Source organism: Sphingomonas sanguinis (assembly GCF_019297835.1).
GTDB classification, from domain to species: domain Bacteria; phylum Pseudomonadota; class Alphaproteobacteria; order Sphingomonadales; family Sphingomonadaceae; genus Sphingomonas; species Sphingomonas sanguinis_D.
This window is the reverse complement of sequence record NZ_CP079203.1, coordinates 2,055,799-2,067,135: the sequence shown is the minus strand read 5'-3', so window position 1 is coordinate 2,067,135 and position 11,337 is coordinate 2,055,799. Positions and strand designations below refer to the sequence as shown.

The window sequence follows — 11,337 nt, the reverse complement described above, 5'->3', positions numbered from 1 at the left end:
CACCCTTAAGGACAAGACCATGCTGGGTTCCTTCAATCACCTGTCGATGCCGAAAAAACTCACCGTCTGTCTTGGTGCGATCATCGCGATCACGGTGGGCGTCGACGGTGTCATGGGCGCCAGCGTGCTCTCCGCGCTCGACCTGAGCAATGGTGGCCCGGACGGCGAGGACGCCGCCTTCGGACGCGCGGCATGAGCGGCGCGCACGACATCCAGGTCGTGGTCTTCGGTCTCGGGGAGGAGGAATTCGCCCTTCCCGTCACCACGGTCCGCGAGATCCTGGACCACCGTAACGCCTATCGGGTGCCGCACGCACCCGACTGGTTCCTGGGGCTGACCGATGTGCGCGGCGAATCCGTGCCCATGGTCGACCTGCGTGTCCGGCTGGGCCTCAGCCCGGTCGAGCCGACGCTGACGACCCGCATCCTCGTCGTCGACGTGGCGGGGGCCGGTGGCAAGCCGCTGTCGCTGGGGATGGTCGTCGACCGGGTCCTCGACGTGGCGACCTTCCCGGCCGAGGCGGTCGAGGGCGCGCCCGATCTGGGCGGTCGCTGGCGGTCGGAGCAGATCGAGGCGATCCTGCGGCGGGGCGCAGGCTTCATCGCGCTGCTCGACCCGGTACGCCTATTCGGCGCGGCGGACCTTGACGTCGCCCGTGCGGCTGCGGTTGCCGCCTGATTCAAACTTTCAGCATAGATAGAAATGGGGATGATCATGCGTTTCCACGCTTCGTTGAAAGACACTTCGCATGTCGACGTCGCCACGACGGAGATCGGCCGTCTGCAGCGCGCCTTTGCCCAGGGGCGGGTGAGCGAGCGGGCCGACCTGTCAGGCGCGACCGGCAAGGCGCGCGACATGCTCGTGGCGGTCAACGAGTTGCTCGAAACCGCCGCCCTGCCTGCGGCCGCGTTCAACCAGCGGCTGGCGCAGGTCGCGGCCGAGCATGAGCGGGGCGACATCGACGCGGCGCTGCCGGTCGACGAATTTCCGGGCGAACTGGCCGTCGCGGCGCGGACCGTCAACGATCTGGTCGCCAGCCATATCGCCGTCAAGAAACAGGCGATGGCCTGTGTCGCCGCGCTGGCGCAGGGCGATTTTGAGGCGCCGCTGGCGCAACTGCCGGGCAAGAAGGCCTTCATCAACGACACGATCGAGCAGCTTCGCGCCAATCTGAAGGGCCTGATCGCCGAGATGAACACCATGTCGGCCGAGCATGACCGGGGCGATATCGACGTGTTCGTGCCGGTCGAGAAGTTCCAGGGCGATTTCGGCGTCATGGCCCGGGGCCTGAACGAGATGGTCGCCAACCATATCGCCGCCAAGAAGATGGCGATGGCCTGCATCAAGCAGTTCGGCGAGGGCAATTTCAACGCGCCGATGCAGCAACTGCCGGGCAAGAAGGCGTTCATCAACGACACGATCGAATTGCTGCGCGCCAATTTCCAGGCGATCATCGGTGAAATCCAGCGCCTGATCGCGGCCTCGACCGCAGGAAAGCTGAGCGAGCGCGGCGACGCGACCCGCTTCCCCGGCGACTTTGCCGGACTGGTCAGCGGGATCAACGGGATGCTCGACGCGATCCTGCTGCCGATCGGGGAGGGCAATCGCGTCCTCAACCTGGTCAGCACCGGATCGCTGCTCGAACGGGTGGAGATCGAGTGCGACGGCGATCATCGTCGCATGAAGGATGCGATCAACAATCTGGTCGACAATCTCACCCAGTTCGCGGGCAATGTCGCGGGCGCGGCCGATCAGGTCGCCAGCGGCAGCCAGCAGCTGTCCTCGGCCTCCGAACAGGTGTCGGAAGGCGCGACCGAACAGGCCGCCGCCGCCGAGGAAGCCTCGGCTTCGATGGAGCAGATGGCGGCCAACATCAAACAGAATGCCGACAACGCCACCCAGACCGAGAAGATCGCCCGCCAGTCTTCACAGGACGCCGAACAGAGCGGCCAAGCGGTGCAGAAGGCGGTCGTCGCCATGCGTACGATCGCGGAAAAGATCGGCATCGTGCAGGAGATCGCCCGCCAGACCGATCTGCTCGCGCTGAACGCTGCGGTCGAGGCCGCACGCGCCGGCGAACATGGTCGCGGCTTCGCGGTCGTGGCGGCCGAGGTGCGCAAGCTCGCCGAGCGCAGCCAGACGGCGGCGGCGGAGATCAGCGGCATGTCGTCGGACACGGTGCTCGCCGCGACTCAGGCGGGTGAAATGCTGACCAAGCTGGTCCCCGACATCCGCCGCACCGCCGAACTGGTCAGCGAGATCAGTGCCGCATGCCGCGAACAGGATATCGGCGCGGCGCAGATCAACGAGGCGATCCAGCAGCTCGACAAGGTGACTCAGCAGAACGCATCCGCGTCCGACGAGATTTCGAGCACCTCGACGCAGCTCGCCGGTCGTGCGGAGGATCTGCAGGAGAGCATCGCCTTCTTCCAGATCGCCCAGGGCGCCCGGCCGGTTGCGGCCAAGCCAGCGGTTCGCAAGCCCGCCACCAAGCAGGTCATCGCCAAGGCGGGTAAGGCCTCGGCACGAGCGGGTTCCGTCGCCGACCAGCAGGCACGGGTTCGCGGCTTCGCGCTCGACCTCAACGAGGGCGGGCCGGACGGCGAGGATGCGGAGTTCGGCCACGCGGCCTGAATTTGGTGGGCCCGCAGAAATGCAGGGGGGCGTTCCGCGGGTCCGTTTACATGACGCGAGTATCACGGATCTGAACCAATAATTCATCACTTTCGGCCTATGGTATTCCGAGGTTCCGAGGGGTTGGTTCCGTAATATTCGAAGCGTCTTTTCCTATTGGGGTGGGCATATGCGGGTTACGATCAAGGCCAAGCTGGCCGGTACATTTGCGATAGTCTTGCTACTTGTGGCGGTCGTCGTCGGAGTCGGAATATCGAAGGTCAATGCGTTGAACGTGATGATCGCCGAGATCATCGACGGGCCGGCGCAGCGTATCAAACTGTCCTTGACCGCCGATGGCGACATCAGCCGCGCGATCCGCGCGGAAAAGAACATGATGATGACGCAGGATATGGCGCAGAAGCGCAGCTTCGACAGCAGCTTCGGCCAGTATGACGCCAAGATCGAGGAAAGCCTGAGCGAGGGTCTGAAGATCGCCACCGTGCAGGGGCGCCCGGTTTGGACCAAGGCGCTGGAGGAATGGCACAGCTACAAGAATATAAGCGACCGTGCCCGCGCTCTGGCCCTGCAGAACCAGAATAGCGAGGCGGGTGCCATGTCGATGACCGAAGGCCGTGCCGTCGCGGTGCGCCTGAGCGACACGCTGAACAAGCTGGCGGGCATCACGCAAGGCCAGATGGATAAGGCGAAGATCGACTCCGCCGCGCTTTATGCCTCGGCGCGTACCACCCTGATGGGTACCGCCGCCGTCGCGCTCCTGATCGCGATCGCCGGCGCGCTGTGGATCGCGCTGCTGGTCTCCAAGGGCCTGCGCAAGATCGACGAAGCCGTGTCCGCCGTCGCCGATGGCGATCTGAGCAACGAGGTGCATGTCGCCAGCAATGACGAGATCAAGGATCTAGTCGACACCGTCAACCGCATGACCGTGCGCCTGCGCGAGACGATCGGCCAGACCACCCAGGCGGCACAGAATGTCGCGGCGGGCAGCCAGCAGCTGTCGTCTTCGTCGGAACAGGTGAGCCAGGGCGCGACCGAACAGGCCGCCGCCGCTGAGGAAGCCTCTGCCTCGATGGAGCAGATGGCTGCCAACATCAAACAGAATGCCGACAACGCCACCCAGACCGAGAAGATCGCACGCCAGTCGTCGCAGGACGCCGAACATAGCGGTCAGGCGGTGCAGAAGGCGGTGATCGCCATGCGCACCATCGCGGAGAAGATCGGCATCGTGCAGGAAATCGCCCGTCAGACCGACCTGCTGGCGCTGAACGCAGCGGTCGAAGCGGCCCGTGCGGGCGAACATGGTCGCGGTTTCGCGGTCGTCGCCGCCGAAGTCCGCAAGCTCGCCGAGCGCAGCCAGACGGCAGCGGCGGAGATCAGCGGCATGTCGTCGGACACCGTCGGTGCCGCGACCCAGGCGGGCGAGATGCTGACCAGGCTGGTGCCCGACATCCGTCGTACCGCCGAACTGGTCGCCGAGATCAGCGCCGCGTGCCGCGAACAGGATATCGGCGCGGTCCAGATCAACGAGGCGATCCAGCAGCTCGACAAGGTGACGCAGCAGAACGCTTCGGCCTCCGAGCAGATCTCGTCGACCTCGGAAGAGCTCGCCAGCCAGGCCGAGGAGCTTCAGGAAAGCATCGCCTATTTCCGCGTCGATGGGCACGGCCACCAGACCCGTTCGACTGCGCGCCGCGCCGCGCCGGTTCGCAGCAAGGCCAAGCCCAAGGCGGCGGCTCCGGCACCGCGGCCCGGCTCGGTCGCCGACCAGCAGGCCCGCGTGCGCGGCTTCGCGCTGGACCTGACCAATGGCGGGCCAGACGGCGAGGACGCCGCCTTCGGACGCGCGGCATGAGCGGCGCGCACGACATCCAGGTCGTGGTCTTCGGTCTCGGGGAGGAGGAATTCGCCCTTCCCGTCACCACGGTCCGCGAGATTCTGGACCATCGCAATGCCTATCGGGTGCCCCACGCACCCGACTGGTTCCTGGGACTGACCGATGTGCGCGGCGAATCCGTGCCGATGGTCGACCTGCGCGTCCGGCTGGGCCTCAGCCCGATCGAGCCGACGTTGACCACGCGTGTCCTGGTCGTCGATGTCGCCGCCGCCGGTGGCAAGCCGCTGTCGCTGGGGATGGTCGTCGACCGGGTCCTCGACGTGGCGACCTTCCCGGCCGAGGCGGTCGAGGGCGCGCCCGATCTGGGCGGTCGCTGGCGGTCGGAGCAGATCGAGGCGATCCTGCGGCGAGGGAGCGGCTTCGTCGCCTTGCTCGACCCGGCGCGTCTGTTCGGTGCCGATGGCGCCCAGGCCGCCCTGGCCGATTTCGGCATGGCGGCGTGATTCCATCTTCGTCCGGCCGCCCCGTGCGGCGGCCGGTCCTTTCTCTTCGATTCCGACAGGAGCCGTCCCTTTGAGCAGTCTTGCCCGCGCGACATCGTCGTCGCCCGACGCGCTCCAGCGTCGCGATTTCGATCGCATCTCCGCTTATGTGTACAAGGAGTGTGGCATTCGCCTGCCGCCCGCCAAGATGACGATGATCGAGGGCCGCCTGCGCCGCCGGGTGCGCGCGACCGGGCTCAGCAGCCTGAGCGACTATTGCGCCTGGGTGTTCCAGGCCGATCATCTGGAGGGCGAGCGCGAGCATCTGTTGAACGCGGTCACGACCAACAAGACCGACTTCTTCCGCGAGCCGAAGCATTTCGACTATCTGATGGGCACGGTGATGCCGCGCCTGCGCGACGCGGGACAGCGCCGGGTGCGGGTGTGGAGCTCGGCCTGCTCGACGGGTGCGGAACCCTATACGCTGGCCATGCTGCTCGACGCCTTCGCCGCCGACAAGGGCGGCCCCGATTACGGCATTCTGGCGACCGATCTGGACAGCGAAGTTCTGCGCACCGCGCGCCGGGGCATCTATCCGGCCGCGCTGCTCGATCCGGTGCCGACGGCGCTCCGCAAGCGCTATGTGCTGAGCGCGACCGATCCGAAGCGTGACGAGATGCGCATCGTGCCCGCGCTGCGTTCGTCGATCGGCTTTGCCCGCATGAACCTGATGGACGAGCGCTATCCGGTGGGCGATCCGATGGACATCATCTTCTGCCGCAACGTCCTGATCTATTTCGACAAGCCGACCCAGGAAAAGGTCGTGCGCCGTCTGGCCGACTGCCTGCGTCCCGGCGGCTGGCTGTTCCTCGGCCATTCCGAATCGATCACCGGTTTCGACCTGCCCCTGAAGACGGTGTCGAACACCGTGTTCCAACGGATTTGACGGCCATGAGCAAAGTCCGCGTGCTGGTGATCGACGACAGCGCCAGCGTCCGTCAGGCGATGACCGCGATCCTGTCCGCCGATCCCGAGATCCAGGTGATCGCCGCCGCTGCCGATCCCTTCGCCGCTGCCCGCTATATTCAGGAAGAAGTGCCCGACGTCATCACGCTGGACGTCGAGATGCCGCGCATGGACGGCATCACCTTCCTGCGCAAGCTGATGGCGCAGCGCCCGTTGCCGGTGGTGATGTGCTCCTCGCTGGTCGAGGAAGGGTCGGAGACGCTGCTCCAGGCGCTGGAGGCCGGGGCGGTCGACGTCATCCTGAAGCCGCGCGTCGGCGTCGCCGATCACCTGAACGAAGCGCATATGATGATCCGCGAGACGGTGAAGGGCGCGGCCAAGGCCCGGCTCGGCGCGCGGCGCTCCCAGGTCAAGCTGAACCCCGCGCAGAAGCTGACCGCCGACGCCGTCCTGCCGCCGCCGACCGGCCGCGCGATGAGCCGCACGACCGAGATGGTGGTGTGCATCGGCGCGTCCACCGGCGGGACCGAAGCGCTGCGCGAGGTGCTGGAGGCGCTGCCCGCCAATTCGCCGGGCATCGTCATCGTCCAGCATATGCCGGAGAGCTTTACCCGCGCCTTCGCCAAGCGGCTCGACGGGCTGTGCGAGGTCGACGTCAAGGAGGCCGAGGACGGCGATACGGTGATGCGCGGCCGCGTCCTGATCGCGCCGGGCGGCCTGCGCCACACCATGCTGGAGCGGCAGGGCGCGCGCTATGTCGTATCGGTGCGCGAAGGGCCGCTGGTGTCGCGCCATCGCCCCTCGGTCGACGTGCTGTTCCGCTCGGCGGCGCGCAATGCCGGGTCCAATGCGGTCGGTATCATCCTGACCGGCATGGGCGACGACGGCGCGCGCGGCCTGCTGGAGATGAAACAGGCGGGTGCGCGCACCTTTGCGCAGGACGAGGCGACCTCGGTCGTGTTCGGCATGCCCAAGGAAGCGATCGCGCGCGGCGCGCACGACAAGATCATCCCGCTGGGCAGCGTCGCACGCGAACTGCTCCACGCCACGGCCCGCTAAGAAGGAACGACAGATGTTTGTGGCACGGATAGATACCGACAACGCGGCCCCGCTGACCCGCGACATGCTCGCGTCCACCACCTCCTTCGCGGCGCTGGCGCAGCAGGTGCAGGATCGCATGGGCGGCCTGGAGGACGCATTTCGCGAGACCGGGGAGACGCTGGCCACCGCGATCGGCACGATCGACGGCATGGCGCAGGGGCTGTCGAGCATCCGCCAGGACCTGTCGCACGACACCGCCGGTGTGGCGGTGTCGCGGCTGCGCGACGTCGCCTATCGCCTCATCACCCTGCCGATCATCCAGAAGCGACGCGCGATCGAGGTCGAAACGCTGACCGGCCGCACCCGCGAACTGCGCGGCCTGTTGAACGAGGTCAGCACCATCCTGAAGCTGCTCGGCATCTATGGGATGAACATCAAGATCGCCTCGTCGGGCGAGGCGGCGTTCTTCAACTTCGTCGTCGGCATGGACGAAAAGCTGACCACGGGCCGCCAGGAACTGCGCCAGATCGAGCGGCAGCTGGACCAGTTCGGCCGGGTCGTGGGCGACGTGCAGCAGGCCGACCGCCTGCTCGCGACCGAATGCGACCGAGCCGGGGCCACCGTGCCCGCCGAGCTGACCGCCAACGCCAATGCGCTTCAGGATCATATAGAATCGGTGATGCGCATGACCGACGAGGTCGGCGGCATCGTCCGCACCGTGCAGGGCGAGGTCGCCCGCATCCTGGGCGCGATTCAGATCGGCGACAGCGTGCGCCAGCGTGCCGAGCACGCCATCGCCATGCTGCGCCGGGTCGCGACCGAGGATGCGAATGGCGGCGTGCCCGAGGGGGCGAAGGCGCATATGGCCCGGCTGGTCGCCGCGCAGCTGAACGCGATGGCGGACGAGTTCGGGCGCGAGATCGCCTCGATCGTCACCTCGCTGGAACGGCTCGCTCCGCTGACCGACCATTTGCGCGACCTGCTGGGTGCGCAGGGCGGCGACGACGGCCAGCTGCTGTTCCGGCTGGAGCATGGCATTTCGACGCTGGGTAACGTCACCGACCAGCTGTGCGACGCCGACGGCCATCTCGCCGAGTTGACAGGTTTCGTCAGCCGCACTTTGGCCGACCTGACCGAGGGGTTGAGCCGTATCCGCAATATCGCGGTCAATGTGCAGGACATCTCGACCAACACCCAGCTGCTGTGTCGTCGTCATGGCGCCCTGGGCCGCGCGGTGGCGGTGATCGCCAAGGAGGTCGCGCCCTGCGCCAGCCGACTCGACCAGCTGAGCTTGGCGGTCGGATCGCTGATCGGCGTGTTGAGCGGGATCGATCTGGTCCAGCAGGACGGCACGCATGGCGAAAACGGCGACACGCGCGGTGCGCTGCAGGAGGCGCTGTCGGTCGTCCGCCGCGCCTGCGAAAGTTCGGCGGGTGCCATGGTCAAGGGCGGCGGCGATGCCGAGCGGATCGTCACCTCGCTTCAGGCCAGCGCGAGCGATCTGGGCCAGCAGCGCGATTTCGTGGAGACGCTGTGCGGGGTCGCGCAGGAGTTGATCCTCTATGCAGACCAGGTCGCGCCCGAAGGTCCGGAAGGCGCCGAACTGACCGCGGCGGACGAGGCCGTGCTGGCCGAATGGATGCCCTGGGCGGCCAGCCTCTACACCATGGCGTCCGAACGGCTGATCCACGCAGCCTATCTGCTGCCCGGCATGGAGCCGGTCGCGACGGTCGCGGCGGTCACGTTCGACGATGATGACGACGGGCTGTTCTGATCCCGATCGCGGGACGGTTCGGCCATCTTAAAAGAAGTTCATCTCCGGGGTGCGAAGCCATTCGTACCCCGGATCGTTTCGCTCTTGCAGCATGACGGGCACCGGCCCCGTCGATAGTGAGGGAAACGAACCATGGCCGAGACGATCGCCGATCTTTTGAACCGCACGCTGGTCGAAGCGGGCGTCGAGCGGATCTGGGGCGTGACGGGCGACAGCCTGAACGCCTTTAACGACTCGCTCCGCAAGTCGGGCACCATTCAATGGATGCATGTCCGCAACGAGGAAGCCGGTGCCTTCGCCGCCGGGGCGGAAGCGGCGGCGACGGGCGCGCTCGCGGTGTGCGCGGGCAGCTGCGGGCCGGGCAATCTTCACCTCATCAACGGGCTGTTCGACTGCCACCGCAATCATGTGCCGGTGCTGGCGATCGCCGCGCATATCCCGTCGAGCGAGATCGGCCTCAACTATTTCCAGGAAACGCATCCCACCGAGCTGTTCCGCGAATGCAGCCATTTCTGCGAAATGGTGCAGGATCCGCGCCAGATGCCCGAACTGCTCCACCGCGCGATCCGTACCGCGATCGGCAAGCGCGGCGTGGCGGTGCTGGTCATCCCCGGCGATGTCGCGCTGAAGCCCGCACCGGAGACGCGCAGCGTCGCCTTCCCGCCGCTCGCCACCCCGCGCCTCGTGCCGCAGCAGGACGAACTGGCCAAGATCGCCGGGCTGCTCAACGGGTCGAAGGCGGTGACGCTGCTGTGCGGTTCGGGCACGGCGGGCGCACATGACGAGGTGGTCGCGCTGGCCAAGGCACTACAGGCGCCGATCGTCCATGCCTATCGGGGCAAGGAATGGATCGAATACGACAACCCCTATGATGTCGGCATGACCGGGCTGATCGGCTTTTCATCGGGCTATCACGCGATGATGGAGTGCGACACGCTGCTGATGCTGGGCACCGACTTCCCCTATCGCAACTTCTATCCCGAAAAGGCGAAGGTCGTGCAGGTCGACCGCGACCCGAGCGCGCTGGGGCGGCGCGTGCCGCTCGACCTGGGCGTGGTCGGCGACGTGGCCGAGGTGGCGCGCGGACTGATCCCGCTGATCGCGGGCGAGCGGGACGGCCACTTCCTCGAAAAGGCGCGCGCGCATTATCGCGATGCGCGCAAAGGGCTGGACGACCTCGCCACCCCGCGCGACGGCGACAAGCCACTGCATCCGCAATTCGTGGCGCGGACGATCGACCGCCTCGCGAACGAGGATACCGTCTTCACCGCCGATGTCGGCACGCCCGCCGTGTGGGCGGCGCGCTATCTGACGATGAACGGCAAGCGGCGGATCATAGGCTCGTTCAACCATGGCTCGATGGCCAATGCCCTGCCGCAGGCGCTGGGCGTGCAGGGCGCCTATCCGGGGCGGCAGGTCGTGTCGATGTCGGGTGACGGCGGGCTGACCATGTTGATGGGCGACATGCTGACCGCCGTGCAGATGAAGCTGCCGGTCAAGATCGTCGTCTTCAACAATTCGACCTTGGGCTTCGTCGCGCTGGAGCAGAAGGCGGCCGGTTATGTCGACGACAATGTCTCGCTCCAGAACCCGGACTTCGGCGCGATCGCGCGGGAGATGGGCTATTTCGGCGTGCGCGTCACCCGCTCCGACGCGCTGGAGGGGGCGCTGCGCGAGGCGTTCGCGCATGATGGCCCCGCGCTTGTCGATGTCGTGACCGAGACGCAGGAACTCATCATGCCGCCCAAAATCCAGGCCGAGCAGATCAAGGGGTTCAGCCTCTATGCCGCGCGCGCGGTGCTGAGCGGTCGTGGGGACGAGGTGCTGGAACTGGCACGGGCCAACCTCTTCCGGTGACGCCGCCGCCCGCCCTGCGAAGCTGGGTGACGACGCATGTCTCGCGCGAGGAGACGGTGCGTGGCCTCGCCTTCGTCGCGCGCTGTACCGGCGCGGCGGTGCTGGCGCTCAGCATCGCCGACCGGCTGCACCTCGACCATCCGGTCTGGGCGAGCGTGTCGGCGCTGGTCGTCTCGCAGGACCGGCTAGGCGACACGCATCGCTCGCTCGGCTGGCGGATCGTCGCGACGCTGATCGGCGTGGCGGTGGCGCTGCTCGTCGCCTTCGCCATGCCCGGTGCGGGGGCGGTGGCGATGCTGGCGGTGGCGGTCGGCGTCACCGCCGCCATCGCCCGGATCCGCACCGAATTGCGGGTGTGCATGTGGACCTCGGTCATCGTCCTGCTGACCGTGCCGCCGGGCGGTACGATCCTGGTCTCCGCACTCGCCCGCGCGCAGGAAGTGCTGCTGGGCGTCGCGATCGGGGCGCTTCTCCACTGGAGCTTCGACCGGTTGCTGTTCCGCCGAGCCGGCTGATCGGCTGTCCGACAAATAAACGCTATTCGGCGGTCGCCGGGACGCAAATTTCGCGTTCGGGCTCGAAAACGTTTGCGGATTTAGGCCGTGCGACGCAAACTGCTGAAAAATAGAATAGTCGGAGAAGATCGGTGCCTTCATGCTGTCCCGCCCCGTCGCGGCGTCAAGTCCTTGCCACGGCCAGTATCGGTGCCCTGGCGACCGGATGGGGGGCGGTGATGCCCGCCTCCGCCT

10 protein-coding genes are annotated in these 11,337 nt (G+C 67.0%); all 10 read left to right on the top strand.

Annotated elements, in window-relative coordinates; translation table 11 throughout:
- Window positions 1-19 precede the first annotated feature (19 nt).
- The 10 genes from KV697_RS09600 (at window position 20) to KV697_RS09555 (ending at window position 11,103) form a co-directional block, all read left to right on the top strand.
- A complete protein-coding gene (locus KV697_RS09600; protein ID WP_219021072.1) occupies window positions 20-196 on the top strand; it encodes a hypothetical protein in 177 nt (58 codons plus the stop codon).
- Window positions 193-678, top strand: a complete 486-nt coding sequence (locus KV697_RS09595) for a chemotaxis protein CheW (protein WP_219021071.1) — start codon at window positions 193-195, stop codon at window positions 676-678. The genes KV697_RS09600 and KV697_RS09595 overlap by 4 nt, the downstream gene beginning before the upstream one ends.
- 30 nt (window positions 679-708) lie before the next feature.
- A complete protein-coding gene (locus KV697_RS09590; RefSeq protein ID WP_219021332.1) occupies window positions 709-2,634 on the top strand; it encodes a methyl-accepting chemotaxis protein in 1,926 nt (641 codons plus the stop codon).
- Window positions 2,635-2,803: 169 nt separating this feature from the next.
- A complete protein-coding gene (locus KV697_RS09585) occupies window positions 2,804-4,486 on the top strand; it encodes a methyl-accepting chemotaxis protein (protein WP_219021070.1) in 1,683 nt (560 codons plus the stop codon).
- Window positions 4,483-4,971: a chemotaxis protein CheW gene (locus KV697_RS09580; RefSeq protein WP_219021069.1), complete on the top strand. Its 489-nt coding sequence runs from the start codon at window positions 4,483-4,485 to the stop codon at window positions 4,969-4,971. The genes KV697_RS09585 and KV697_RS09580 overlap by 4 nt, the downstream gene beginning before the upstream one ends.
- 70 nt (window positions 4,972-5,041) lie before the next feature.
- Complete coding sequence (locus KV697_RS09575) at window positions 5,042-5,896, top strand: CheR family methyltransferase (RefSeq protein ID WP_257575797.1); 855 nt, start codon at window positions 5,042-5,044, stop codon at window positions 5,894-5,896.
- Window positions 5,897-5,901: 5 nt separating this feature from the next.
- On the top strand, window positions 5,902-6,975 hold the full coding sequence (locus KV697_RS09570) for a protein-glutamate methylesterase/protein-glutamine glutaminase (protein WP_219021067.1): 1,074 nt from the start codon (window positions 5,902-5,904) through the stop codon (window positions 6,973-6,975).
- Window positions 6,976-6,994: 19 nt separating this feature from the next.
- Window positions 6,995-8,731, top strand: a complete 1,737-nt coding sequence (locus tag KV697_RS09565) for a hypothetical protein (RefSeq protein WP_219021066.1) — start codon at window positions 6,995-6,997, stop codon at window positions 8,729-8,731.
- A 132-nt stretch (window positions 8,732-8,863) separates the two neighbouring features.
- Window positions 8,864-10,588, top strand: coding sequence for a ubiquinone-dependent pyruvate dehydrogenase (poxB, locus tag KV697_RS09560; protein WP_219021065.1), 1,725 nt, complete (start codon window positions 8,864-8,866; stop codon window positions 10,586-10,588).
- Window positions 10,585-11,103 (top strand): FUSC family protein, encoded by a 519-nt coding sequence (locus tag KV697_RS09555; RefSeq protein ID WP_219021064.1) that lies wholly within the window; start codon window positions 10,585-10,587, stop codon window positions 11,101-11,103. The genes poxB and KV697_RS09555 overlap by 4 nt, the downstream gene beginning before the upstream one ends.
- The last annotated feature ends 234 nt before the right edge of the window (window positions 11,104-11,337 follow it).